23 protein-coding genes and 1 tRNA gene are annotated in these 26,086 nt (G+C 66.1%); 16 read left to right on the top strand and 8 right to left on the bottom strand.

The window, feature by feature from the left end:
• Positions 1-57 precede the first annotated feature (57 nt).
• Positions 58-789: a lytic transglycosylase domain-containing protein gene (locus K6L26_RS08255; protein ID WP_043369906.1), complete on the bottom strand. Its 732-nt coding sequence runs from the start codon at positions 787-789 to the stop codon at positions 58-60.
• A gap of 207 nt (positions 790-996) precedes the next feature.
• On the opposite strand from K6L26_RS08255, the gene efeU reads away from it, so the two are divergent.
• Genes efeU through efeB form a run of 3 tightly spaced genes read left to right on the top strand, consistent with a single transcriptional unit; the run spans position 997 to position 4,416 of the window.
• A complete protein-coding gene (efeU, locus tag K6L26_RS08250) occupies positions 997-1,944 on the top strand; it encodes an iron uptake transporter permease EfeU (protein WP_221852920.1) in 948 nt (315 codons plus the stop codon).
• On the top strand, positions 1,941-3,113 hold the full coding sequence (gene efeO, locus K6L26_RS08245) for an iron uptake system protein EfeO (RefSeq protein WP_221852919.1): 1,173 nt from the start codon (positions 1,941-1,943) through the stop codon (positions 3,111-3,113). Before efeU ends, efeO begins: the two co-directional genes overlap by 4 nt.
• On the top strand, positions 3,094-4,416 hold the full coding sequence (efeB, locus tag K6L26_RS08240; RefSeq protein ID WP_019347202.1) for an iron uptake transporter deferrochelatase/peroxidase subunit: 1,323 nt from the start codon (positions 3,094-3,096) through the stop codon (positions 4,414-4,416). The genes efeO and efeB overlap by 20 nt, the downstream gene beginning before the upstream one ends.
• A gap of 81 nt (positions 4,417-4,497) precedes the next feature.
• Here efeB and K6L26_RS08235 read toward each other — a convergent pair whose 3' ends face one another.
• Positions 4,498-5,307: a serine hydrolase gene (locus K6L26_RS08235; protein ID WP_221852918.1), complete on the bottom strand. Its 810-nt coding sequence runs from the start codon at positions 5,305-5,307 to the stop codon at positions 4,498-4,500.
• A gap of 496 nt (positions 5,308-5,803) precedes the next feature.
• Here K6L26_RS08235 and K6L26_RS08230 point away from each other — a divergent pair, with 496 nt between their 5' ends.
• A complete protein-coding gene (locus K6L26_RS08230) occupies positions 5,804-8,668 on the top strand; it encodes a PE-PPE domain-containing protein (protein WP_221852917.1) in 2,865 nt (954 codons plus the stop codon).
• Between the two features lie 122 nt (positions 8,669-8,790).
• Here the strand turns inward: K6L26_RS08230 and K6L26_RS08225 are convergent, their stop codons facing one another.
• The 3 genes from K6L26_RS08225 to mfd all read right to left on the bottom strand — a co-directional run bounded on the left by K6L26_RS08225 (position 8,791) and on the right by mfd (position 14,360).
• Positions 8,791-9,810 carry a nucleoside triphosphate pyrophosphohydrolase gene (locus K6L26_RS08225; protein WP_065061844.1) on the bottom strand — a complete coding sequence of 340 codons (1,020 nt, stop codon included), beginning with the start codon at positions 9,808-9,810 and terminating at the stop codon, positions 8,791-8,793.
• Positions 9,811-9,992: 182 nt separating this feature from the next.
• On the bottom strand, positions 9,993-10,481 hold the full coding sequence (locus tag K6L26_RS08220) for a hypothetical protein (protein ID WP_076214489.1): 489 nt from the start codon (positions 10,479-10,481) through the stop codon (positions 9,993-9,995).
• Positions 10,482-10,739: 258 nt separating this feature from the next.
• Positions 10,740-14,360, bottom strand: coding sequence for a transcription-repair coupling factor (gene mfd, locus K6L26_RS08215; RefSeq protein WP_221852916.1), 3,621 nt, complete (start codon positions 14,358-14,360; stop codon positions 10,740-10,742).
• 67 nt (positions 14,361-14,427) lie between these two features.
• Between mfd and K6L26_RS08210 the strand changes: the two genes are divergently transcribed.
• Entirely contained in the window at positions 14,428-14,997 is a 570-nt protein-coding gene (locus K6L26_RS08210; RefSeq protein ID WP_221852915.1) for a hypothetical protein, read from the top strand.
• Between the two features lie 81 nt (positions 14,998-15,078).
• Positions 15,079-16,419, top strand: coding sequence for a diaminopimelate decarboxylase (gene lysA, locus K6L26_RS08205; RefSeq protein ID WP_221852914.1), 1,341 nt, complete (start codon positions 15,079-15,081; stop codon positions 16,417-16,419).
• A gap of 10 nt (positions 16,420-16,429) precedes the next feature.
• Here lysA and K6L26_RS08200 read toward each other — a convergent pair whose 3' ends face one another.
• Complete coding sequence (locus tag K6L26_RS08200) at positions 16,430-17,023, bottom strand: TetR/AcrR family transcriptional regulator (RefSeq protein WP_019348299.1); 594 nt, start codon at positions 17,021-17,023, stop codon at positions 16,430-16,432.
• Between the two features lie 85 nt (positions 17,024-17,108).
• On the opposite strand from K6L26_RS08200, the gene K6L26_RS08195 reads away from it, so the two are divergent.
• The 8 genes from K6L26_RS08195 (at position 17,109) to pth (ending at position 23,070) form a co-directional block, all read left to right on the top strand.
• Positions 17,109-17,180, top strand: a tRNA-Gln gene (locus K6L26_RS08195).
• A gap of 47 nt (positions 17,181-17,227) precedes the next feature.
• A complete protein-coding gene (gene glmU, locus K6L26_RS08190; protein ID WP_221852913.1) occupies positions 17,228-18,700 on the top strand; it encodes a bifunctional UDP-N-acetylglucosamine diphosphorylase/glucosamine-1-phosphate N-acetyltransferase GlmU in 1,473 nt (490 codons plus the stop codon).
• Positions 18,701-18,801: 101 nt separating this feature from the next.
• On the top strand, positions 18,802-19,782 hold the full coding sequence (locus tag K6L26_RS08185) for a ribose-phosphate diphosphokinase (protein ID WP_019348297.1): 981 nt from the start codon (positions 18,802-18,804) through the stop codon (positions 19,780-19,782).
• On the top strand, positions 19,782-20,120 hold the full coding sequence (arsC, locus tag K6L26_RS08180) for an arsenate reductase (glutaredoxin) (RefSeq protein ID WP_019348296.1): 339 nt from the start codon (positions 19,782-19,784) through the stop codon (positions 20,118-20,120). Before K6L26_RS08185 ends, arsC begins: the two co-directional genes overlap by 1 nt.
• A complete protein-coding gene (locus K6L26_RS08175; protein WP_019348295.1) occupies positions 20,117-20,761 on the top strand; it encodes an LpqN/LpqT family lipoprotein in 645 nt (214 codons plus the stop codon). Before arsC ends, K6L26_RS08175 begins: the two co-directional genes overlap by 4 nt.
• Positions 20,762-20,785: 24 nt before the next feature.
• On the top strand, positions 20,786-21,658 hold the full coding sequence (locus K6L26_RS08170; RefSeq protein WP_047039968.1) for an oxidoreductase: 873 nt from the start codon (positions 20,786-20,788) through the stop codon (positions 21,656-21,658).
• A gap of 170 nt (positions 21,659-21,828) precedes the next feature.
• Positions 21,829-22,482 carry a 50S ribosomal protein L25/general stress protein Ctc gene (locus tag K6L26_RS08165; RefSeq protein ID WP_036394443.1) on the top strand — a complete coding sequence of 218 codons (654 nt, stop codon included), beginning with the start codon at positions 21,829-21,831 and terminating at the stop codon, positions 22,480-22,482.
• A gap of 12 nt (positions 22,483-22,494) precedes the next feature.
• Positions 22,495-23,070: an aminoacyl-tRNA hydrolase gene (gene pth / locus K6L26_RS08160; RefSeq protein WP_019345030.1), complete on the top strand. Its 576-nt coding sequence runs from the start codon at positions 22,495-22,497 to the stop codon at positions 23,068-23,070.
• Between the two features lie 6 nt (positions 23,071-23,076).
• Here pth and K6L26_RS08155 read toward each other — a convergent pair whose 3' ends face one another.
• Both K6L26_RS08155 and K6L26_RS08150 read right to left on the bottom strand, forming a co-directional pair.
• A complete protein-coding gene (locus K6L26_RS08155; protein WP_221852912.1) occupies positions 23,077-24,162 on the bottom strand; it encodes a metallophosphoesterase in 1,086 nt (361 codons plus the stop codon).
• 70 nt (positions 24,163-24,232) lie between these two features.
• Complete coding sequence (locus tag K6L26_RS08150) at positions 24,233-25,267, bottom strand: 4Fe-4S binding protein (protein ID WP_043368315.1); 1,035 nt, start codon at positions 25,265-25,267, stop codon at positions 24,233-24,235.
• A 108-nt stretch (positions 25,268-25,375) separates the two neighbouring features.
• Here K6L26_RS08150 and K6L26_RS08145 point away from each other — a divergent pair, with 108 nt between their 5' ends.
• Positions 25,376-25,903: a DUF6611 family protein gene (locus K6L26_RS08145; protein WP_221852911.1), complete on the top strand. Its 528-nt coding sequence runs from the start codon at positions 25,376-25,378 to the stop codon at positions 25,901-25,903.
• Entirely contained in the window at positions 25,903-26,085 is a 183-nt protein-coding gene (locus K6L26_RS08140; RefSeq protein WP_019345034.1) for a hypothetical protein, read from the top strand. The genes K6L26_RS08145 and K6L26_RS08140 overlap by 1 nt, the downstream gene beginning before the upstream one ends.
• Position 26,086 lies beyond the last annotated feature (1 nt).

Below are 26,086 nucleotides of genomic sequence, written 5' to 3'. Positions count from 1 at the left end.
TAGAGCGTGGTCCGCGCGACGGCGTGTTTGGGCGTGTCACTGGGGCCACCCGTGGTGTCACAGACCGTGGCCGGCCGCATATGCCGTCGCCCAGTCCCGCACCATCCGGGCGTACTGGTCCGAGTTGTTGTAGGCCTTGAGCGCCTTCATCCAGCCCCGCGGGGTGGACAGGTCCTTGCCGTACCAGCAGAGCAGCCCGGCGGCCGAGAGCGCCGCATCGTCGAAGTTGTCCGGGCTGACCACACCGTCGTTGTTGGCATCGACCCCGAAATGCCCCCACGTCTCGGGGATGAACTGCATCGGCCCCATGGCGCGGTCCATCAGCGGATCCCCGTCCAGCTTGCCCTTGTCGGTGTCGGGAATGTGGAGGTTGCCGGAGGTGCCGTCCAATTGCACTCCGCGGATCGGCGGAGTGACGTCGCCGTTGCGCGCGATCATCGCGCCGCGGTAGGTGCCGTGGTGGCTCTCGACCATGCCGATGCCGGCCAGGGTGGTCCAGGCCACCTGGCAGTTGGGGTTTTCCACCTGGGCGACGCGTGCCGCGTACGCGTAGGCCTCGAGGGCGTTGACGGGCATGCCCAGCGCAGGCGCTCGCTGCGCGGCCCAGTCGTGCAGCTGGTCGGCGGGCCGGCCTTTGGCGTAAGTGTCGATCGCCGGTACCGGGTCACCGGCCGGCGGTGGCACACCCTCGGGAATTGGCGTCCCCAGATGCCACGAACAGCTGGATGCCAACAGCAGCGCTGTCGCAGCAATTACGGCGACAGCCCGCAGCCAACGCACTGGCGACACCGGACTCCCTCAACCCGCTCGGTCTGATTGGCCATCGTCGCATGCGTAGGTGCGGACGCGTCGGGCGACGGGGGCGTGCCGCAAGAACGGCAGGTGAAGTCGGCAGCACCCACAGGCCCCCCTGCTAAGGTGAGCCACGCCTTGCTATGGCAAGGCAAGGCTACGTCTTTTATGGTGATTTCACCCCGGCCGAACGAGGACGCTTTGATGACTGTCATCTCGGACGTTCCGACCAGCACACTGGCCGCGTCCAACGTCACCTCGCAGGTGTTCGGCAGTGGCCTGATCGGTTTGCGGGAAGGCCTCGAAGCCGCCATCGTGGTGTCGATCCTGGTCGCTTTTCTGGTCAAATCCGAACGCCGCGACGCGCTCAAATGGGTGTGGCTGGGCGTGGGCGCCGCCATCGCCATGACGGTCACCGTCTTCCTGGTCATCCAGTTCGGCGAGAACACGATCAGCGGGCTGGGCGCCGAAGCCATCGCCGGTATCGCCTCACTGATCGCCGTCGTCATCGTCACCACCATGGTGCTGTGGATGAAACGGGCGTCCGCGTCGATGTCCGGCCAACTGCGCGGCGAGATGTCGCGGGCGCTGGAGACCGGCGGCCTGGCCGTGGCGCTGCTGGCTTTCCTTGCGGTGGGCCGCGAAGGTGTGGAGACCGCGCTGTTCATGGTCGGCTACGCCGAGGCCGAAACCCTGTGGCCGCTGACCGGCCTGATCATCGGGGTCCTGATCGCCGCGGCGATCGCCTATGGCATGTACGCCGGCGCGGTGCGGATCAACCTGGCCAAGTTCTTCAAATACACCGGCATCTTCCTGGTCGTGGTGGCGGCCGGCATCCTCGCCTACGGCATCAAGGCGCTGCAGACGGTGGGCTGGATCCCGGGGTTGAACGCCAAAGCCTTCGACATGAGCGGCGCATTCGACTGGTCAGCCTGGTACGGCGAGATCATCCAGGGCGTCTTCAACATCGACCCGACGCCGACCGTGCTGCAGTTCAGTGCGTGGCTGGCCTACATCGTCGTGGTGTTGGCGCTGTTCCTGAAACCGATCCGGACCGCGGGGGCGGCCAGCGCTGCGACTTCCCCCGAGACTTCCTCCGAGCCGACCGCCGAGCCGGAGTCCTCCACCACATCCGAAAGGTCGACCAAGTGAAGCTGACTCCTGCCGTCAAGACCGGATTCGCCGCCTCCGCGGCGGTGCTGGCCGGCATCTCGATGAGCGCGTGCCAGGCCAAGGAGGCCGCCGACGGCAGCGCAAGCGGCGACGGGTCCAAGGCTGCCGCGATCACCGTCGATGCCTCCGACACCGAGTGCAAGCTGTCCGGCACCACCGCGACGACGGGGGCCAGCACGTTCGAGGTCACCAACACCGGCAACAAGGTCACCGAGTTCTACGTCTACGGCGAGGGCGAACGGGTCATGGGCGAGGTGGAGAACATCTCCCCCGGGCTCAAGCGCCAGCTCATCGTTCAGCTGACCCAGCCGGGCACCTACCAGACCTCCTGCCGTCCCGGCATGGTCGGCGAGGGCATCCGCGGCGATTTCGTGGTGACCGGCGAGGCCGTCCAGGTCGACACCCAGGGCAAGTTCAAGGAAGCCGCTGACAGCTACAAGCGGTACGTGCTCAGCCAGGTCGACGCGCTCGTCCCGTCCACCGAGGCATTCGTCGCGGCCGTCAAGGCCAAGGACGTCGCGAAAGCCAAGTCGCTGTACCCGACCACGCGCACCTACTACGAGCGCATCGAACCCGTCGCCGAGTCCTTCCCCGATGACCTGGACCCGCGCATCGACCTGCGCGAGGCGGACCTGGAAGAAGGCCAGAAGTGGACCGGGTTCCACGCCCTGGAGAAGCAACTGTGGGTGACTGGCCTCCAGCCCGACGCCAACGCGCTCGCCGACCAGCTGCTGGCCGACGTCAAAGAGCTCGAGGCCGGGGTGAAGAAGCCGGACTGGACCATCGACTCCACCCAGATCGCCGGCGGCGCGCAAGGCCTGCTCGACGAGGTCGCGATGAGCAAGATCAGCGGCGAAGAGGACATCTTCAGCCACACCGACCTGTGGGATTTCAAGGCCAACGTCGAGGGTTCGCAGACCGCGGTGGCCTCCGTGCGGCCGATTCTCGACGAGCGCGACGCCGAGCTGGGCAAGCGGGTGGACCAGCGCTTCGCCGATGTCGAGAAGTTGCTGGAGAAGTATCGTGAAGGCGACGGCTTCGTCTTCTACGACAAGGTGACCGAGCCGCAACGCCAGGAATTGTCGCGCGCCATCGACGCGCTGAGCAAAGAAGTGAGCCAGGTGCAAGGTGTCGTCGCCCACCAATAGCTCGGAGGATTCGGGTACCACGGGCACCGAGCAGTCGACCGGATTCTCCCGGCGCAAGCTGTTCGGCGCCGCCGGGGTCACAGCTGCGGTAGTCGGTGCCGCCGGTGCAGGCGCACTGGCGGGCCGGGCTTCCGCGGCCAGCACCCCGCACGGACTCCTGCAGGGTCCGGTTCCGTTTCGAGGTGACCGGCAAGCAGGCATCATCACCGAGGCGCAGGACCGCATGCACTTCTGCTCCTTCGACGTCACCACCGACAACCGCGAGGACGTCATCGCACTGCTCAAGCAGTGGACCCAGATGGCCGAGCGGATGACGCGCGGCGAAGAGACCGAAGACGGCGGTGCCGTGGACGGCAATCCGTATGCGCCCCCATCGGATACCGGTGAGGCGCTGGGCCTGCCGGCCTCACAACTCACCCTGACCATCGGGTTCGGGCCGTCGTTCTTCGTCAAGGACGGTAAGGACCGCTTCGGTATCGCCGACAAGCAACCGGCCGAACTCAAGGATTTGCCGAAGTTCCCCAACGAGACCATGGACCCGGCTCGCTGCGGCGGTGACATCTGTGTGCAGGCGTGCGCCAACGACCCGCAGGTTGCGGTGCACGCGATTCGCAACCTGGCCCGTGTCGGGTTCGGCACCGTTGCGGTGCGGTACTCACAGCTGGGCTTCGGCCGGACCTCCTCTACCACCCGCGATCAGGCCACGCCCCGAAACCTGTTCGGGTTCAAGGACGGAACGAACAACCTCAAGGCCGATCAGACCGACCTGCTCGACAAGAATGTCTGGGTGGCCGAGGGCGACGGGCCGGCCTGGCTCACCGGCGGCAGCTACCTCATCACTCGGCGTATCCGGATGCGCATCGAGAACTGGGACCGCACCACACTGCTGGAGCAGGAGCGGGTGATCGGACGTCAGAAGGGCAGCGGCGCCCCCAACGGACTGCAGCAGGAATTCGACGAGCTCAATTTCGAGATCACCGACGGCAAGGGCAATCCCAAGATCGACGTCGACGCGCACGTGCGGCTGGCCTCGGCCGAGCACCTGGGCGGCATCGAGATCCTGCGCCGCGGATACAACTTCACCGACGGGTCGGATGGCTTCGGGCATCTGGACGCGGGCTTGTTCTTCATCGCTTTCGTGCGCAGCCCCGAAAAGCAGTTCATTCCGATGCAACGGGAGCTGGCTCGCAAAGATGCCCTCAACGAGTACATCACCCACACCGGGACGGCTATCTTCGCCTGCCCACCGGGGCTCCGTGATGGTGATACCTCCGGGTACTGGGGTTCGACGCTCTTCGAGTGAGGCTCAGGGCTTTTGCGCCGAGAGTGACGCAAACGTTGCTGCCAGCAGCCGACGACGACGTTTGCGTCACGTTCGACGCACTCAGGGGCCGAGCAGGATCTGACTGAGCCGGGTGGTGGTGGCGACGCCGTCGTCGTAGCCGCCCTGCGCGTTGAGCCCGTTCATGATGGCCAGCGTGTAACGCTGGTTGGGCCCGGCGAAGCCCACGGAGTTGACGACCCAGCCGCCCTGTTCCTGCGACCATCCGTTCTTGTTGCCAGGGCTCATCGACGGTCCGGCGCCCCACACCCCCCACTGCTGCTCTCCACTGACTCGCTGCATTTCGGAGACCACGGCGGCCGCGTCGGCCGGATTCAGTTGGGTAAGCGCGTAGTTCATCAGCCGGTCGAAATCGTTGGTTGTCGATTTCTGGAAACCCCAGTACGGGAAGACGTCACCGAATCCCGGTTGCGGCCGCAGATCGGTCATGCCGTACCGCGGAAAGCCGGCGTTGAACGCCTTGTGATCCGGCCCGCCGTAGCGCGCCCACAGCGCGTCGGCGGCATCATTGTCAGAGTTCCGCAGCATGTCGACCATGAGTTGACGGTCGCCGCCCGACAGGCGCAATGCTCCGGCCCGTTCCCTGGTCAGCAGATCGACCACCATCGCCAGCTTGATGGTGGAGGCGGTCCAGATCATCTGATTCGCATTGTGATTGGCATAGCGCGTGCCGGTGACGCGATCGCGCAGCACGTAACCGACGGTGCCCGGTCGCGACGTCAGGTAAGCGTCGGCCGCCGCGATCCGCGAGCGCAGGTCGCATCCCGTGGCCGCACAGTCCGCCATAGCTTGCGGTGTCACCATTCCCAGACCGAGAGCCAGGACGACGGCAGCCACCCGCAGTACCCGCATGTGCTGAGAGTAGTGCGAGGCGGCCAGTCCGACGTTCGCGCCGCTTCGCGCCGGCCGAGCTGAAATGCCGCCGTTGTCAGGTTGTGACCCAGCGAAACAGATGTCGTCCGCGTCAATAAAATTCTAGTTGCCAGCAAACTTTGCCCGTCAGCCACAGCCGATCGGGCGATCGTTCAGCAAAATTCGCTTGACACCCGGTACTCATCCGGCCCGCCACAGCCGAGGACCGCCCGTTCAGCTAACCATATTAGTCAGACGACCTGCGACAAACCGAGCAAAATAGCCTGTTAACGAGTAATTTTTCCTCAGTTCAACCTTCACCACACGTATTCAGCTAATCATGATCAACTTGTCGCCGAACTGCGATTCGAGCGAAGGGATTTCTTTGACTTTGCAACTACCTGGCCGCGGTCGCGCTTCGGCAGGCGGCACACCGCTATTTGCCGCCCTAGAGTCCCTCTACGAAATCTGAGTTTTTCCTGAGAGGGCAGGGACCATGGGGAAGCATCGACATAGCAAGGTCACCAAGGCAGCCGTCGCCGGCACCGCGATCGCAGCGGCCGTCGGCATGGGGTTCACCCCGACGATCGCCAACGCGGTGTCCAGCAACACTTACTTCATCGGTTTCCCGGACTGGCTGCCCATCGGTGACGGCAACACGCTCGACTCGAATCCGAACACCGTCTACCAAGCGATTCTCGATGCGAAAGACAAAGACCCGCTGGTCGGCTGGGGCACGGGAGGCGTCGATCTCAATCCGGTCTGGGTGCAGTGGTACAACCCGAACCTGGGCGGATTGAGCCTCGGTGACATCAATCTCGGCGACCTGTCCCCCGCCGAACTCGCTGAGCTGGTGAGCCACATCGATCTTGGTGAGGCGACGAATCCGAACAACGACCAGTACTACACGCCCCGGCAATGGGGACAAACCGGCACCAAGGATGTGCTGGTCGACAATCCGGCATACCAAGAGGCTTTCGAAGCAGCTCTTGCCCAGGTGATGCAGGAGGACCGCGACGCGATCCTGGCAGCGGACAAGATCGACATCACCCTGTCTTACACAGTGCCCCAACCGAGTTGGTGGACCGAGAAGAAGAAGATCCTGTTCGTCGAGTACAGCCTTGAGGGCATCTTCGGGTCGTGGGCCAGCCAGAAGATCGGCGGTCAGTCGCTGGGCCAGCCCATCTCGACCACCGTCACCATCGACAATCCGTTCAAGGGCGATCCCGCCAAGCTCGACCAGTTCCTCGAAACCGGTGAGTACGAAGGCTCCTATCCCGTGGTCGTCGACCCGGCTCAAGCGCTGGGCCTGAATCGGCCGTCCTTCATCCCGGCCAGCACGTGGAACTCGTGGTTCAAGCCGATCAACATCGGCGACGTCGACTACAGCTTCGACCGCACAAAATTCGGCTTGCCCGGAGCGAGCTGGGACGAACGCGCCGAAGACATCGTCGATCCGACCATCCCGAAGCAGGTGCCCCAGACCCAGCCCGTGTTCGGCTGGATCCCGGGCGGCTGGACCACCAACACGTTCGGGCAATGGGTCTCGCCCACCAACGACATCACCGGCCTGCAAGATCTGGATCTCGGCGCCCTGCTCAATGGCAACTTCGATCTGGGTGCGCTGTCCGGACTGACCACCCGGGATCTGGCCTACTACCTGTCTGGCGACCTGGGATTCCTTGCCCCGGTGCTGAACTGGACCACATATCTGCAGAACATCAACCTGATCGCCTACGGCGACGGTGCCATCGCCACCGGCGAGGCCTATCGCCGCTACCTCGAGGCGATCAAGAACGGCGAGATCAAGGCCGGTGAGCCGCAGACCGATGGCCGCTACCTCGTCATCACCACCGACGAGGACGGCAATCCGGTGGTGAAGGTGGTGAACCACACCACCGGCGACGGGGGCATCGACGAGATCATCACGTCCTACCCGCTGCCCGACGATCTTGAGTTTCCCAACATGCCGGTCGACCCGGTGACCGGACAACCGCTCTACCCGTCCTACACCGAGGTTCCGGGCGGCGTCATCGACGTCACCCTCATGACCATGGCACTGCTCCGTAACCCGGGACGGCCCAATGGCGGGCTGTACGCGCGGTTCGCGCCGATCTACCAGGAGCTCACCGGAATCAACCCGGTGAGCCCGGAGCGCACCGACGTGCTGTACGGCCTGCCACCGGACACGATCACCAAGCTGGTCAACGGTGATGTGTCAGGCGTGGAGCTGGGCGACCTCGGCGACTTGCTGGTCGTCCTCAACGACGCCGACGGCAAGCCGATGGTGATCACCATCAAGGCCGACGCGACATGGGAGTACGACCTGCTCTCCGACGCTCCGGTGAACGCGAATCCGGTGGCGTGGGCCAACTCTGTGATGTCGTCCATGCTGGTGCTGACCTACGGCAACGAACTGCTCGGAATGGCAACGGGCGAGACGGGCTCAGGCGTCGGCATGGTGGCCTACACCGTCCCGACCGGCGAGTACGACGCCGGCAGTTTCTACGCCACTCTCACCACCGAAAGCCTGCCACTGCTGGCTCCGATCCGTCTGGTCGCCGGATTGCTCGGCACCGCAACGGGTGAGGACGTCAACACACCGGTGGCCGACGCCTTGGAGCCAGTGCTCAAGCTGCTGGTCAACACCAGCTACACCGATGTCGTACGCAACGACGATGGCACCTGGACCCGCACGCTCGATCAGATGCATGTCCCGACCTTGTTCGGCACCCAGACGCTCACACGCGAACAATCTGCTCTGCTGGCCGGCGACATCATCGCCGAACTGGGCAAGGGCGTGGGAGCGGAATACACCGACGTGGTCCAGCGCGTGACGGCCAGGGTGGTCAAGTTCCTGGAGGACAACGATATTCAGGTCCCGACGGAGGTCAAGGAGGCCGCAGCCAAGCTGGCCACCGAGCCGGGCAAGGCCATCCAGAGGGTCAGCCGTCAGATCGGCGACGACGTCAGCAAGGTACTCGGCGGCATCGAAGCCAAATTGCCCGAAGCTCCGGCCGCCCCGACCCAGCAGCAACTCGCGGCCGGTCAGAGTGAGGTCGGCAAGGTGGCACGGGCGGTCAAGGACGATGTGGAGACCGCCGGTGAGGCAGCGGCGAATGCCGGCGAGAAGGTTGAGGCTGACGTCGCCAAGCGAGTCACCAAGACCCAGAAGAGCCTCACCCACGCACAGGAACGTGCTGCCAAGGTGGCGGACAAGCTCAAGCAGGGTGACCTCAAGGGCGCAGCCAAGCAGGTGGGCGAAAACATCAAGAACCGCACGGACCGGTTGAAGAAGGACATCAACAACGGTGTGGACAAGCTGAAGGGCAAGAAGGACAAGACCAACAGCGAGGCGTAAGCCGTCGAATATGTTGATGCTCCGACGAATGTGCCCTTCCGAGCGGAGGGGCACATTCGTTGGTGGCACCAGCCACGTATGAAGCGCTGCGGCGGAAAACTGCGGTCGAAATCGCCGTAGCGCTACGCGCGCGAATCCTCGTCGTCGGATTCCTCTGGCTCTGGCTCTGGCTCGGACTCGTCGGCCACCTCGGGCTCGACGACCGCGGCCGGCCAATACGTCCGCCATTCGTCTTCGGTGATCGAGCCCAGCGGGTTCACGTCGAGCTCTTCGGGAACGTCCTCGCCCCGCCGGCCCGCAGCCACATCGGCCTCGACCATTCGCACGGTGTCCATGAACTCCAAAACCGCGCTGCGCAACTCATTCTCGGCATCGGTGTCCGGCGAGACGACCACCGAGGTCAACGTCGCGGGCACCAGATCGGCCGGCAGCCCGGCCTGAGCGACCCGAGCCAGCACCTTCTGGGCCAGAGCCAGAGCCGGCTGCCCGGTGGGTACGTCGTCCATCGACGACCCACGGGCCTTCACCTTCTGCTCCTGAGCCTTGCGCTGCTCCCATTGAGCCAGCTGCTCGTCGAGTGAAATCGATTCTCCGGCAAGCACTGCCGGCACGCGGTTACCGAGTTTGCGGACGAGCGAATCGGCGACATCATCGATGTTGAACGGGTGAACCGGCGCGTCCTCGGCGATACGGGCGTGAAAAAGCACCTGCAGCAGCACGTCACCGAGTTCTTCGCGAAGCTCGTCGGCGTTACCGCCCCGCACCGCGTCGAACAGTTCGTAGGTCTCCTCCAGGAGATAGCGACGCAACGAATCGTGGGTCTGCTCGCTCTCCCACGGCCCGTCGGTGCGCAGCTTGTCCATCATCGCGACAGCGTCCACGAGCCGCTCACCGGCTTGGGCCTGCGGGGCCGCGATCAACCGGTCTCCGGCCGCCAGACGGGCCTGGACCGCCGGGTGCTCCGGATCCGAGGACAGCAGCACCGGGGCGTCCTCGCCGTCGTAGGCAGGCCGAGCCGACGGCAACGACCACGGCACCTTGACCGGCATCTCCTCGGTGTACTGCACGTCACCGGTGAGCAGATCGATGGCATCGACAGGAATCAGTGACGGGCGGCGCGGGTCAACCAGTACCACGGTCATCGGGCTCCACCCCCTCACCATTTCGACGAGATTTGCTGATCTCGGTTATACCAACACTGCGCCCGGACTCGACGTGCCTGGTAAACGCGGCCGATGCCGGGTTTCGTCGACAGCGAGCGGCCTCCGCGCGGGATGGCCGCCCTGCCCGAAGGCAAGGCGGCCATCATGTCACAGACCGTTGCTTACGACTCCGGCGGGAACTGGCCCTCCGGGACCACCCAGTGACCCGGCGTCTCATCGAAGAACGGGTTGGCGATCCCGTTCACCGTCGGCTGTGTCTTCAGTTGACCAGGCGGGATTCCGTAGAACGGATTCGCGACACCGTTGATGGTCGGCGAATTCATCAGCTGCCCTGGTGCGATATTTCCGTTCGGCAACCGGAAGAAATTGTCTACCTCGGGAAACCGCACCGTGGGCACGTCCACATCGGGAACGTTGACACTCGGCACATTCACATCGGGAACGTTGACACTCGGCACATTCACATCGGGAACGTTCACACTCGGCACATTCACATCAGGAACATTCACCCCCGGCACCGCCGGCCCGGGGACCGGAGGCGGCTGCGGCACGTCCGGGACGGCGTGTGCGAGGCCTGTACCCAGGCCGAACGCTCCGAGACCCAGGGCTCCTGCCATTGACGTGGTTACTGCGAACTTCTTGAAGTCCATGATCACTCCTTCGCCTTGCGATCACCGCGACGTCTCCACCGAATGGTGTCGATATCGCGTGATGTTCGGTTTAGGAAATTGCATGACCGCCATCTGTCCGACGTCCTGCCGCCTTTTCTGTTGACGACAGCGCAATACCTTCGACCCCCCGCAGGTATGTCGGGCCCCGAAGCCGACGCGTTATCAGCGAATCCGAGATTCGACGCGCCAATGCCTTCGAAAACAGGCTCTCACCAGGCAATAGGAGGCCGAAAAAAATTACAGACCCGCGGTGATGTCGAGGCTGCTCTCCGTCTGCCCGTTGAGCACGAGAATCAGACCGGCCACCATCCGGACAATGTCGAGGTCACGGATGCGCGGCGAGCCGATGCCGTCGGTCTCACGTGGGATCGGCACCTGGACCACCGAGGTGGTGGCCCGGTAGTGCGCACCCGGGTACATGCGCTTGAGCCGCAGCTGCGCGGAATCCGGCAGCACCACCGGTGAGAGTTTGATCGTCGACGCCGACACCGCGCCGATCTCGGTGATGCCGTACTTGCGACACAGCAACCGCAGCCGGGCGACCGCGACCAGCCGCTGCGCCTCGACCGGAAGCGGACCGTAGCGGTCGACGAGTTCGTCCACGACGGCCCGCACCGCGTCCTCGTCCGCGGCCGCCGCCAACCGCCGGTAACCCTCGAGTCGCAGCCGGTCACTGCCGATGTACTCCGGCGGCAGGTGCGCGTCGACCGGCAGATCGACCCGCACCTCTTTCGGTTCCTCCGCTGTGGCAACGGTTTTCCCGTCGGCTGCGGCCCGGTACGCCTCGACGGCCTCACCGACCAGCCGCACGTAGAGGTCGAAGCCCACGCCCGCGACGTGACCGGACTGTTCGACGCCCAGCACGTTGCCCGCGCCGCGAATTTCCAGGTCTTTCATCGCCACGGCCATGCCGGCACCCAGCTCGTTGTTCTGCGCGATCGTGGCCAGGCGGTCGTAGGCCGTCTCGGTCAGCGGAGAGTTGGGCGGGTACAGGAAGTAGGCGTAGCCACGCTCGCGGCTGCGGCCGACGCGGCCGCGCAGCTGATGCAGCTGCGACAGGCCGAAGGTGTCGGCCCGCTCGACGATCAGCGTGTTGGCGTTGGAGATGTCCAGGCCGGTCTCGACGATCGTGGTGCAGACCAGGATGTCGTATTCGCGGTTCCAGAAGCCCTCGACGGTCTTCTCCAGCGTCTCCTCGTTCATCTGGCCGTGCGCGACGACGACCCGGGCCTCGGGCACCAGCTGACGGATCCGGGCGGCGGCCTGATCGATGGTCCGGACCCGGTTGTGGATGTAGAACGCCTGTCCGTCGCGCAACAGCTCACGGCGCAAGGCCGCGGCCACCTGCTTGTCGTCGTGCGGACCGACGTAGGTCAGCACCGGGTAGCGCTCCTCGGGCGGGGTGAGGATCGTCGACATCTCGCGGATGCCGGCCAGGCTCATCTCCAGGGTGCGCGGGATCGGGGTCGCGCTCATGGTGAGCACGTCGACGTGGGTGCGCATCGATTTGATGTGCTCTTTGTGCTCGACGCCGAATCGCTGTTCCTCGTCAACGATGATGAGGCCCAAGTCTTTCCACGTCACCCCGGTTTGCAGCAGCCGGTGCGTGCCGATCACCACGTCGACCGAGCCGTCGGCCATGCCCTCCATCGTGGCCCGGGACTCGGCCGGGTCGGTGAACCGCGACAGCCCCTTGACCGTGACCGGGAAACCCGCCATCCGGTTGGTGAAGGTCTGCAGATGTTGATCGGCCAACAGCGTCGTGGGCACCAGCACCGCGACCTGCTTGCCGTCCTGCACGGCCTTGAAGGCCGCCCGCACCGCGATCTCGGTCTTGCCGTAACCCACGTCGCCACAGATCACCCGGTCCATCGGAACCGGTTTCTCCATATCGGATTTGACCTCGGTGATGGCGGTCAGCTGGTCCATGGTCTCGGTGAAGCCGAACGCGTCCTCCATCTCGTTCTGCCATGGAGTGTCCGGACCGAACGCATGCCCGGGCGCCGACTGCCGCTTGGCGTACAGCGCGACGAGCTCACTGGCGATTTCACGGACCGCCTTGCGGGCCTTGGTTTTCGTGTTGGCCCAATCGCTGCCGCCGAGCTTCGACAGCGACGGCGCCTCGCCGCCGACGTACCGCGACAGCTGATCCAGCGAATCCATCGGCACGTAAAGCCGGTCCGAGCCGCCGCCCCGCTTGGACGAGGCGTACTCCAGCACCAGGTACTCGCGGCGAGCACCACCGACCACCCGCTCGGTCATCTCCACGAACTTGCCGATGCCGTGCTGATCGTGCACGACAAGATCACCGGCGGTCAGCGCGAGCGGGTCGACGACGTTGCGTCGTTTGGCGGCAAGCTTTTTGCCTTCCGAGGCGGTGACCCGGTTACCGGTCAGATCGGTCTCGGTGATGATGACGAGATTGGCTCCGGGCAGGATCAGGCCGTCATGCAAAGGTCCCTTTAGCACTCCGACCACACCGGCCTTGGGCGTCGCGCCGGGCTCCAACATCGCTGCGGGCGTATCGGAGTCGCCGAGCTGTTCCACCACCCGGTGGGCCGTGCCGGTACCCGGAGTGACCACCGCGGCGTACCCGCCGGTGGCCACATGGGCGCGCAGCATCGCGAAGATCTCTTCGAGGCTCTGCTGACTGCGCGCCGACGGAGAAGGCCGCAGGTCGAGTTCCGTGGCTTTGCCGTCGGGTAGCTGACTCAGCGTCCACCACGGGTGCCCGCCGGCGACGGCGTCCTCACGCGCCTGCTCGAACGGCACGAACCCGGAGGCACCCAGCGCTTCGATGTCGATGGGGGCGTCGCCGCCGACCGCGGCCGTCGACCACGAGGCCTCCAGGAACTCCTGGCCGGTCTTGATCAGATCGGCCGCGCGGGTGCGCACCTTCTCCGGGTCGCACAGCAGCACCGGGGCGCCTTCGGGCAGGTGGTGCGTCAGCGTCGTCGGCTGCACCGGGTGCAGCAGCGGCAGCAACGCCTCCATGCCGTCGACAGGGATGCCCTCGGCGAGTTTGGCCAGCATGTCGGGGACACTGCCGGGGACGCTGTTCTCGTGGGTGGGGTGATCGGCCGCGAGGGCCGCCGCGCGCTCACGCACATCGGCGGTCATCAGCAGTTCACGGCACGGCACGGCGACCACGTGCTGCACCGGGATCTCGGGAATCGAGCGCTGGTCGGCGATCGAGAACATCCGCATCTCGGAGATCTCGTCGCCCCAGAACTCGACGCGCACCGGATGCTCGGCGGTCGGCGGGAACAGGTCGAGGATGCCGCCGCGCACGGCGAACTCGCCGCGTTTGCCCACCATGTCGACGCGAGTATAGGCCAGGTCGACCAACCGGGCGATGACCGCTTCGAACTCGGCCTCGTCGCCGACCGTCAGGGCGACCGGCTCCGTGCTCACGACGTCGGGCGCCATCGGTTGCAGCAGCGAACGCGTGGTGGTCACCACCACGCGCAGCGGCGGGCCCAGCGTCTCGTCCTCGGGGTGGGCCAGCCGGCGCAGCAGCAACAACCGGGCCGCGACCGTCTCCACGCCTGGAGACAACCGCTCGTGCGGCAACGTCTCCCAGGACGGGAACAGCGCGACGGCGTCGCCGATCACGCCGCGCAGCTCAGCGGTCAGATCGTCGGCCTCGCGACCGGTGGCGGCGACCACCAGCAGCGGGCCTTGCTGGGCCAGCCCGGCAGCGACGAGGACGCGCGCGCTGGCCGGCCCCACGAGTGCCAGATCGGCGGGCCGGCCGGCGGCACGGCGAAGGACGTCCTGCAAGGACGGATCGGTCAATGCCAGCTCGACGAGACCCGCAATCGGGGTCTGGACATGGTTGTGCCCCGGTGCGGTCATGATGACCACCATCCTACGGGGCGGGGATTTGCCTCCGCTGTGATCCTTGCGGGGCGATCATGGAGCGATGAAGCGATGGGCGGCAGCGCTCGTTGTGGTGCTGACGGTGGCACTGGCCATCATCTGGCTGACCAACCGGGAGGCTGAGCAGCCCGTACCCGAATCGGTACCGACGCACCTCGGACCGGACGGGGTCCCCGATTTCGCCGCCTACCCCCCGGTGGACCCGGCGCAGTACACCCTGCGCGAGGGCGAAGGGTTTCCGGTGCAGGGCTTTCGCACCCCCGACGGCTTCGTCTGCATGACCACCCAGCACCGGGCGATGTACGCACTGGACTGCCGTGGGCCGTTCGTCGGCGCCCCCGACGATGCCAACCTGGCGCACCTGTTCAGCTATGGCACCACCAACGGTGCGATACCGATGAGTTTCTCGCGGACCGAAGAGCCGCTGAGCCCGGTCGACGGTCTCACCGAGGACGAGGCGCCGACGTTGCCCGCCGGCCGGCGCTTCGAGGCGGGCAACGCCACCTGCGTGCACACCGACGACATCCTGCTCGCTTGCCGCATGGCCGATCCGCGGAGAGGTAACGGATTCGTCGCCACCAGCACGAAGACGACCTCCTTCGGGCGGACCTGATCCCGTCAGGATCCCGCCCGGCAGCGTCAAGGAACCGTCAAGGCCGATGACGCAGGCACCAGGGAGCGCGACGGTGAAGGAATGACCCTGCTGGACATCCTGCCCTCTCTGCGCAACACCACCCGGCCACGGCTCGACCCGAACATCTGGCCACTCACCACGGGCGTCGACGGGCAGGGCCGCATCACCGTCGGCCGAGTGCCGCTCACCGACATCGCCGACGAGTACCGCACTCCCGCCTATGTGCTGGACGAGACCGATTTCCGGACCCGCGCCCAGCGCTACCGGGCTGTCCTCGGCCGGACCGAGGTGGTCTACGCGGGCAAGTCGCTGTTGACCACCGCCGTCGCCCGCTGGACTGCCGAAGAAGGGCTCGGCCTGGACGTCTGCTCAGCGGCCGAGTTGGCGACCGCGTTGGCCGGCGGGGTCGACCCCGCGCGCATCGTGATGCACGGCAACGCCAAATCGTGCGACGAGCTGCGCGATGCGATCGATATCGGGGTGGGCCGCATAGTGATCGACTCCCCGATGGAGATCACCTACCTGGCCGGGCTGGCGCGCCGGCCCCAGCCGGTGCTGATCCGGGTCACCCCAGACATCGACATCCACGGTCACCGTGCGGTCACCACGGGGGTGACGGACCAGAAGTTCGGTTTCGCGCTGGGCGATCACCGGGCTGCGCGGGCCGCGGCCCGCATTCTGGCCACCCCGAACCTCGACCTGGTCGGGCTGCACTGCCACCTCGGCTCCCAGATCACCGATCCCGCGCCGTACGGAGTGGCCGTGCGGCGGTTGATCGGCGCGATGGCCGACATCCGCGCCGAACACGGCCTGGTGCTGACCGAGCTCAATATCGGTGGCGGACACGGCGTTCCGTATGTCCGCGGAGACGCCGCCCTGGACATCGGTGCGCTCGCCGCCGTCGTCGACGACGAGCTGACCGCCGCGTGCGCCGCCGAACGGTTCCCGCGGCCGCGCCTGGTCGTCGAACCCGGCCGCGCCATCAGCGCGCGAGCCGGGGTGACGCTGTATCGGGTGTGCGGGGTGAAGTCCCAGCCCGGCGGGCGCACCTTCGTCGCCGTCGACGGCGGCATGAGCGACAACCCGCGGGTAGCTCTGTACGGCGCGAAATACACGGTGGCACTGGCGAATCGACACCCGTTGGGGTCGACCATGGTGGCCACCGTGGTGGGACGACACTGCGAGGCCGGAGACGAGATCGTCCACGACGTCGAACTGCCCGCCGATGTCCATGCCGGCGATCTGCTGGCTGTGGCCTGCACCGGGGCCTACCAGCACAGCATGGCCTCGACCTACAACATGGTGGGCCGCCCGCCGGTGGTGGCGGTGCGTGACGGTGCGACGCGAGTGCTGGTGCGTCGGGAGACGACAGCGGACCTGCTGTCGCGGGATCTGGGCTGAGGACCCGGGCCTATTCCTCGTGCAGGATCGGGTCCGACTCCAGGTGGGTCAGCCCGTTCCAGGCCAGGTTGACCACGTGCGCGGCCACCACTTCTTTCTTGGGTTCGCGGACGTCGAGCCACCACTGCGCGGTCATCGACACCGATCCGACCAGCGCCTGCGCGTACAGCGGCGCGAGGTCCGGGTCGAGCCCGCGGCGGGAGAAGTCCCCGGCCAGGATCGAGGACACCTGGTTGACCGCATCGTTGAGCAACGTGGCATAGGTGCCCGAGGTGATCGCCGCCGGCGAGTCCCGGATCAGGATGCGGAAGCCGTCGGTGTGTTCCTCGACGTAGGTCAGCAGCGCCAGCGCCACCCGCTCGACCCGCACCCGGGACCGGTTGTTGGTCAGCGAGGACGTGATCCCGTCCAGCAGCGCCGACATCTCCCGGTCGACGACGACGGCGTACAGGCCTTCTTTCCCGCCGAAATGCTCGTAGACCACGGGTTTCGAGACGTTGGCACGCAGGGCGATCTCCTCGATCGAGGTTCCCTCGTAGCCCCGCTCGGCGAACAGCGACTTGGCGATCTCGATGAGTTGTTGCCGCCGTTCGGTGCCGGTCATCCGGGCTCGAGGGGCCCGCACTTCCTTCTCGGGTGCTGCCACGCATCTCAGGCTAGACCGTTCGACTAGAGTCTCTCCCGGACATTCCGTCGTGGTGTAATCGGCAGCACCTCTGATTTTGGTTCAGATAGTTCAGGTTCGAGTCCTGGCGACGGAGCTCAGGCGTGCCATTCGGCCAGGCAGCACGCAGCAGAGAGGGGAACCGTGTCGACCACCGAGGCCGCAGTCGTCGTACTGGCAGCAGGTGCCGGGACCCGAATGCGCTCGGACACCCCGAAGGTGCTGCACACCCTGGCCGGCCGCAGCATGCTGAGCCACGCGGTGCACACCGTGGCCAACGCGGCGGCCCAGCACCTGGTGGTCGTCCTCGGCCACGACCGGGAGCGCATCGCCCCCGCCGTCAACGAGCTCGCCGACAAACTGGGCCGCACCATCGACGTCGCCATCCAAGATCAACAGCTGGGCACCGGCCATGCCGTGGCCTGCGGCCTGAGCGCCCTGCCCGACGAATTCACCGGCACGGTCGTGGTGACCTCGGGCGACGTGCCGCTGCTCGACGGCGACACCCTGGCCAACCTGATCCGAACCCACAGCGCTGCGACGGCCGCGGCCACGATTGTGACCACCACCGTGCCCGACCCCACCGGCTACGGCCGCATCCTGCGCACCCAGGACAACGAGGTCATCGGCATCGTCGAGCAGGCCGACGCCACCGAGTCGCAGCGAGCCATCCGCGAGGTCAACGCCGGCGTCTATGCCTTCGACATCGCCGACCTGCGCTCCGCGCTGAGCCGGTTGCGCTCGAACAACGCCCAGCAGGAGCTGTACCTCACCGACGTCATCGCGATCGTGCGCCAGGACGGCCGGCCCGTGCAGGCCATGCACGTCGACGACAGCGCGCTGGTGGCCGGCATCAACGACCGAGTTCAGCTCGCCGACCTCGGCGCCGAACTCAACCGCCGCATCGTGGCCCGACACCAACGCGCCGGCGTCACGATCGTCGACCCGGCCACCACCTGGATCGACGTCGACGTGACCATCGGCCGCGACACCGTCGTCCGCCCCGGCACCCAGCTGCTCGGCACGACCGAGATCGGGGCCGGCTGCGAGATCGGCCCGGATTCCACCCTGACCGACGTCGAGGTCGGTGACGGCGCATCGGTGGTACGCACGCACGGCCAGCTCGCCGTGATCGGCGCGGGCGCCACCGTCGGCCCGTTCACCTACCTGCGGCCGGGCACGATCCTCGGAGCCGACGCCAAACTCGGTGCGTTCGTCGAGACCAAGAACTCCACGATCGGCCAGGGCACCAAGGTGCCGCACCTGACCTACGTCGGCGACGCCGATATCGGCGAACACAGCAACATCGGGGCGTCCAGCGTCTTCGTCAACTACGACGGCGAGAACAAGCACCGGACCACCATCGGTTCCCATGTGCGCACCGGGTCCGACACCATGTTCATCGCCCCGGTCAGCGTCGGAGACGGCGCCTACACCGGCGCGGGCACCGTGCTGCGTGACGACGTGCCGCCCGGCGCGCTGGCGGTCTCGGACAACGCGCAGCGCACCATCGAAGGCTGGGTGGAGCGCAAGCGTCCGGGCTCGGCCGCCGCGGAAGCCGCCGCAGCGGCAAATCGGGCCGAAACGGTCGGTGACGCGGCCAACAAGGACGACTGATCCGACGTTTTGTGTTGGCAATCTGGTAACCCGGCTACGAACTACCAGAAACGCTACGTACGATTGCTCCGTATCGATCCCCAACCGCGAAGGCAGCCATAGTGGCCACGGACTGGACCGACAATCGAAAAAACCTGATGCTGTTCTCCGGGCGTGCGCACCCGGAACTGGCGGAGCAGGTCGCCAAGGAACTCGACATCGAGGTCACGGCGCAGACCGCCCGCGACTTTGCCAACGGCGAGATCTTCGTCCGGTTCGATGAATCCGTTCGCGGTTGCGACGCGTTCGTACTGCAATCGCACCCGGCTCCGCTCAACCAGTGGCTGATGGAACAGCTCATCATGATCGACGCGCTCAAGCGGGGTAGCGCCAAGCGGATCACCGCGATCCTGCCGTTCTATCCGTATGCGCGCCAGGACAAGAAGCACCGTGGCCGCGAGCCCATCTCGGCCCGCCTGGTCGCCGACCTGCTCAAGACCGCCGGCGCCGACCGCATCGTCTCGGTCGACCTACACACCGACCAGATCCAGGGCTTCTTCGACGGCCCGGTGGACCACATGCGCGCGCAGTCCCTGCTGTGCGGCTACATCGCCGAGAAGTACGCCGACACCGACATGGTCGTCGTCTCCCCCGACTCGGGCCGGGTCCGGGTCGCGGAGAAATGGGCCGACGCCCTGGGCGGCGTGCCGCTGGCCTTCATCCACAAGACTCGCGACCCCCTGGTGCCCAACCAGGTCAAGGCCAACCGCGTCGTCGGCGACGTCAAGGGCAAGACCTGCATCCTGACCGACGACATGATCGACACCGGCGGCACCATCGCCGGCGCGGTCAAGCTGCTGCGTGAGGACGGCGCCAAAGACGTCATCATCGCCGCCACCCACGGTGTGCTGTCCGATCCCGCCGCCCAGCGCCTGGCCGAGTGCGGTGCCCGCGAGGTCATCGTCACCAACACGCTGCCGATCACCGACGACAAGAAGTTCCCGCAACTGACCGTGCTGTCCATCGCGCCGCTGCTGGCCAGCACCATCCGCGCGGTGTTCGAGAACGGTTCGGTGACCGGGCTGTTCGACGGGTCCGCCTGATGGCGCAGATTTTTCACAATCCTAAATGCTCGACCTCGCGCAAGACTCTGGACCTCTTGCGCGAAAACGGGATTGAGCCGGAGATCGTGCTCTACCTCAAGACACCGCCGACCCGTGCGGAGTTGAAGCAGATGATCGCCGATGCCGGCATCGACGTGCGGACTGCGGTGCGCAAGCGTGAATCCCTTTACACCGAGCTCGGTTTGGCTGACGCATCCGACGACGAACTGCTCGATGCGATGGCAGAGAATCCGATCCTGATCGAGCGACCGTTCGTCGTCACTGACAACGGCACCCGGCTGGCCCGCCCGATCGATTCGGTGCGCGAGATTCTGTGAAGCGGCTGCTTGCCATCGCCGCCGCGGCGGGGATCCTGGCCACCGGCTGCGGCGCCGAAACGCCTGACTACAAGTCGATCTGGACTACCAGTTCGACGACACCGGCCGCGCCTGCGGACGCGCAACCGGTGCCGCTGTGGCAGTACCTGGAGGACTCCGGCGTCGTCGGCGAACCCGTCGCACCAGAGAAGATCCCGCACCTGACGGTGACCATGCCGACCCCGCCGGGGTGGCACCCGTACAACAATCCAAATCTCGCGCCAGGGACCCGGATGATCGCCAAGGGCGACACCTACCCCACCGCGATGATGCTCGCCTTCAAGTTGCACGGCGATTTCGACGCGCCCAAGGCCCTCAAAGAGCACGGCTACGCCGACGCCCAACTGTCGGAGAACTTCAAGCAGCTCAACGCATCCACCGCAGACTGGAAAGGCTTTCCCTCGGCGATGATCGAGGGCAGCTACGACCTGAACGGCAAGCGCATGCAGAGCTACAACCGCGTCGTCATCGCCGACGACGGGCTGCAACCGCCGCAGCGATATCTCGTCCAACTGACCGTGACGACCTATGCCGACGAGGCGGCGGCACAGGGCCCCGACATCGAGTCGATCATCGCGGGCTTCAACGTCGCGAAGAAGTGACGCCGCGACCGTAGGGTGGTCAGCATGAGTGGATGGACCAGCGCTGACCTGCCTTCGTTTACCGGCCGCCGGGTGATCGTCACCGGCGCCAACAGTGGACTGGGCCTCGTCACCGCCCGCGAACTCGCCCGCGTGGGCGCCAAAGTCACCGTGGCGGTGCGCAACCTGGAGAAGGGCACCGCAGCCGCGGAGACGATGACGGGCGGTATCGTCGAGGTCCGCAAACTCGACCTGCAGGACCTCGCCTCGGTGCACGAGTTCGCCGACACCGTCGAAAGCGTCGACGTGCTGGTCAACAACGCCGGCATCATGGCCGTGCCGCTGAGCCGGACCGTCGACGGCTTCGAGAGCCAGATCGGCACCAACCACCTCGGTCATTTCGCCCTGACCAATCTGCTGCTGCCCAAGATCGCCGACCGGGTGGTCACGGTGTCGTCGTTGATGCACTGGATCGGCAAGATCAGCCTGCGTGACCTCAATTGGAAGTCGCGGCCCTATTCGGCGTGGCTGGCGTACGGGCAGTCCAAGCTGGCCAATCTGATGTTCACCTCCGAGCTGCAACGACGGCTGACGGCCTCGGGCTCCCAGGTGCGCGCGCTGGCCGCCCACCCCGGCTATTCGGCCACCAACCTCCAAGGCCAGACCGGCAACAAGTTCGGTGAGCGCATGATGGTCGTCGCCAACCGGGCGTTCGCCAGCGACCCGTCGTTCGGCGCCCGGCAGACACTGTTCGCGGTGTCCCAGGACGTCCCCGGCGACAGCTTCATCGGCCCGCGCTTCGGCCAGTTCGGCCCCAGCCAGCCAGTCGGGCGCAGCCCCCTGGCCCGGCGGATCGACACCCAGAAGGCGCTCTGGGAGCTGTCCGAGCAGCTCACCAAGACCACCTATCCGCTCTAGGTCCGAACGCACGATTTTTGGGGACGGCCTGGTCTTTGCTACCCTGACCTGGCGTCACGGCGAGGGTGGGCCCTTGGGACCACCGTTATCGGCGGGAACTTCTATCAAATGTTGCGACCCTTGCCGTGCTGACGATCTGACCGCAGTACCGCAATTAGAGGAGCAACACCATGGCCAAGGCCGCCGCCAAGAACGTCCCCAACAAGCTCACCGCCACCGTGCGCACCCGCACCGGCAAGGGCGCCTCGCGCCAGGCCCGCCGTGACGGCAACGTGCCCACCGTGCTCTACGGCCACGGCACCGAGCCCCAGCACCTGGAGATCAACGCCCGCGAGTTCGCCGCGGTGCTGCGCCACGCGGGCACCAACGCCGTGCTGACCCTCGACATCGAGGGCAACGAGCAGCTGGCCCTGACCAAGGCGCTCGACATCCACCCGATCCGCCGCAACATCCAGCATGCCGACCTGCTCGTCGTGCGTCGGGGTGAGAAGGTCACCGTCGAGGTCACCGTCACCGTCGAGGGCGACGCCGCCCCGGGCACCCTGGTCACCCAGGACACCAACGCCATCGAGATCGAGGCCGAGGCCCTGTCGATCCCCGAGCACCTGAGCGTGTCGATCGAAGGCGCCGAGGCCGGCACCCAGATCCTGGCCAGCCAGATCGAGCTGCCCGCCGGTGTTTCGCTGGTGTCCGACCCTGAGCTGCTCGTGGTCAACGTCGTCGAGGCCCCGAGCGCCGAGGAGCTCGAGTCCGAAGGTGCCGGCGAGGCCGGTGAGGCTGCCGCCGAGGAGCCGGCCGCCGAAGCCGCCGAAGCTTCCGAGTAAGTACGCCTTTCGATGGCCGAGCCGCTGCTGGTGGTGGGCCTGGGAAATCCCGGGCCCGCCTACGCCAAGACCCGGCACAATGTCGGGTTCATGGTGGCCGATGTACTGGCCACCCGTGTCGGCTCGGCCTTCAAGGTGCACAAGAAATCCGGCGCCGAAGTGCTCACCGGCCGGCTCGCGGGAGCTCCGGTGGTCCTGGCCAAACCTCGGTGCTACATGAACGAGTCCGGCCGTCAGGTCGGACCGTTGGCCAAGTTCTATTCGGTGCCGCCAGGCCGGATCGTGGTGATCCACGACGAGCTCGACATCGACTTCGGCCGGATCCGGCTCAAAGTGGGCGGCGGCGAAGGTGGCCACAACGGGCTGCGTTCGGTCGCGTCAGCCTTGGGTAGCAAGGATTTTCAGCGGGTCCGCATCGGCGTGGGCCGTCCGCCGGGCCGCAAGGATCCGGCGGCATTCGTGTTGGAGGCCTTCACCGCCGCCGAACGCACCGAGCTGCCGACCATCTGTGAGCAGGCTGCCGACGCCACGGAGCTGTTGATCGCTCAGGGCCTGGAGCCCGCGCAGAACACCGTGCACGCCTGGTGATTCCCGCTACCAACTGAAGGGCCGGTCCAGGGTGATCGTGCGCTCAGCCTTGTCGTACCAACCCTGCGGCGCATATTGGTCGGTGTGCAGATAACACTGCACCCGCACCTCGGAACTGCCTGGCCGAAATGTGAGCAGCCGGCTGATCGGCAGGGTCGTGATGGGCATATGGTGGCGACTCAATGACGCCACGTTCATGAAATAGGTTTCACCCCAAGCCTGTTCGATGTGGGTCTTGCCGCCGTGCGAATCGTCGGGGTTGGTGTGGGTGTGACCGGCCAGCCACAGCGCCACCGCACCGGGATGTTCGGTGAGATACCGCTCGAAGGCTCCGGAGTCCGGCTTTCCCCCGACCCAGTAGAGGTAGGAGGCACCTTGAGGCGTTCCCTGCGGGAAGGGGCGATGGTAGTGCTCGTGGAGCGTGCCGTCCGCGGCGCGGCGCACTCCTTCCCACTCCCCCGACGCCACCGTGGTGTCCTTGAGGACGTAGTGATGCACCGTGACGATGATCGAATCACGGTTCTGTTCAACCATGTTCGCCCACCACTGGAACGTCTCCAGGGAGACCACGCCACCGGGGTTGCCGCCGAGCGTGCCGCGGCCCACCGTCTGCGAAGACTCGTTGCGGTCGCTGAGCATCAGGAACAGCAGGTTGCCCACCCGGAACGAGTACCGCTCCCAGGTCCCGCTCACGGGATACGGACGGGCCTCGGCGTCCACGCCGGAGTGCACCCTGTGCGCGCCCAGCGGATCGATCCACTTCTGCCACCACCAGGCATCCGGTTCGGAAAGCCCACTGCGATCATGGTTTCCGCACACCGAGTACACGTCTTCGCGCCGGTGCTTACGCATCGCGGAGAGCTGCCTGCGGACCTCGCGTCCCTCGGCGTCGTCGGGCAGGCTGTGATGCGCGCCGGACATGTCGCCGACGTCGATGGCAATGTCCCAGTCGAATGCCGGACCGCCGTCGGGCCCTCCGAATTCCGATTGCCGGATGGCCTCGGCCAGGCTTTCCCTGCCGAACTGATTGTCGGTACCGACGTGGGCGTCACCGAACGCCCACAGCCGAAAGTCGTCCTGCTCCGTCGTCATCGTCGCGTCACGGTAGCCGTAGCGGCGCGGCCGGGTCGGCCATTGCACTCTGGATGATTCCAACGATCGTTCAGCGCCCGCGAATCCCGCTGTCGACCACCTTGACAGTTTTGTGCGGATACCGTTTCTCGGCGTGGGCCCTGGCCGGCGAGTTCGGCAGCACGTAGAGCGTTTCTCGCTTGTCCTGCAAGGGTTTGAGCACCCGATCCATGAACGCCTTGCGGTCATCGAGATAGGGCTCGATCACGTCCTCACCCGCCGGGCACACCGCCAGGCAGTACGCCGCCTTGTAATTGGCCTTGAACGACAAGCTCTGCCACATCGACGCGTTCTCGGAATCGCTGACCCGAGAGCGGAAGTCGTCCGCATCGGCGCTGTCGGCGATGGTTTGGGCCCAGTCGGTGAAACCGCCCATGAATTCGCGGTAGTTGTGCACCGAGCAGGCGACGAAGTCGAATTCACCGTCCTTGCCGATCGCTCCGACAGGGCACGCCGCCACACACAACTTGCATTCGAGGCAGGGCGAATAGTCCAGCGGCTCACCGTAACTGCTGATGGGCGTACCCACCAGGATGGTGGCCAGCAGGATGAAGTTGCCGAATTTGGGATGAATGACGTTGCGGTGAATTCCCATCACCCCCAAGCCCGCGGCCACTGCGACGGGCTTGTGCGCCACCACCCAGATCCGTCCGGGATACCGGTCCATCTCCATCGGAAAGGTCGCCGAGGGATTGACCGCACGATGGCCGGCGTCCTCCAGTGCCCGGGTGATCCGGTGGGCGGCTTCGTTGATGATCTCGCCGCTGCGGTGGAACTCCTGATTGGCCACGCTGCGGGTGGACGATCGCACGTTGTCGCGGTTCATCTTCACCACCAGCGAGATGTAGCTGCGCACGCCGGGCAGTGCGGCCTCGACGTGTTCGCGTTCTGAGGCCAGGGCTGGGTCGTCCACGGTGGCGAACGCGACGTCGTCGGCTCCGGCGTCCAGACACACCCGCCGCAGCCAGTCGGCGTCGATCAGGTCCGGGGCCGGCGCCTCCGAACGGGCACGCACCGCGCGCACCGTCGGGTGGTCGGCCAGTCGGGGCGGGAGTTTCGGCTTCATCATCTGAGTATAGATAACTATACCCAGGGTGCAAGGATCTCCTCTTCGGCCGTAAAGAAAGCGTTCAGGCCCGGGTGCGAGCCCAGGCGCAGCGGGTACACCCGAGATATGGACGGCATGCGACTACTGACCCCACTGCTCGACGGCGCCCGGGTGTGGGGCTGCGTGCAGGTCCGGCCGGGCCGTTTCGGCATCACCTACTACCGGCTGGTGGTCTATCCCCCGGGCCTGAGCACCACCGAGCGCCGCCTGGTTCGACTGGCGCGGGGGTGGCCGCTGTGGGGAATGCTCGTGTGGCTGATGTGCCAGTTGTGGCTGGGCGGGCAGATGTCACCGTGGCCCGCGTTCGGCGCGTCCACCGCGGTGTTCGTGGCTACCGGCGCCATCACACTCGGCCTGTCCGGCGACGCGCTCCACCGGGTGCGGACGCTGTGCGCGACGACGATGGCCGGCTACGACGACCAGGGCGCTGCGGCAGCCCGCGACCACCTGGTCACGCTCGCCGCGACGCTCCTACAAGCCGACGAACGCCGAGATCGCGGAGAGCTCACCGCCGTGAATCATGAGCTGATCTGGTGGCAGGTCTACAACCGGATGGACGCCGACCACGGCGCAAATACCAAGCAGGCCAGCTGATGTCGCACCTGGCCGAAGTGATGTCGATGATGGCTGCGCCGGCCGCGGTTCTATTGATGTTGCGCGGCTATGTAATTCGACAGAACCGGCTCGCCGAGGCCGCCGAGCGCATCGAAGGATCGTCGCGCTCCATAACCGCCACGAGCGGGCGTGCCGGTGACGGCATGCCCGCTCGCGAATAGT

The organism is Mycobacterium farcinogenes (assembly GCF_019739075.1).
Lineage (GTDB): Bacteria > Actinomycetota > Actinomycetes > Mycobacteriales > Mycobacteriaceae > Mycobacterium > Mycobacterium senegalense.
The sequence above is the reverse complement of the archived record's forward strand: the minus strand, read 5'-3'. Positions and strand labels throughout refer to the sequence as shown.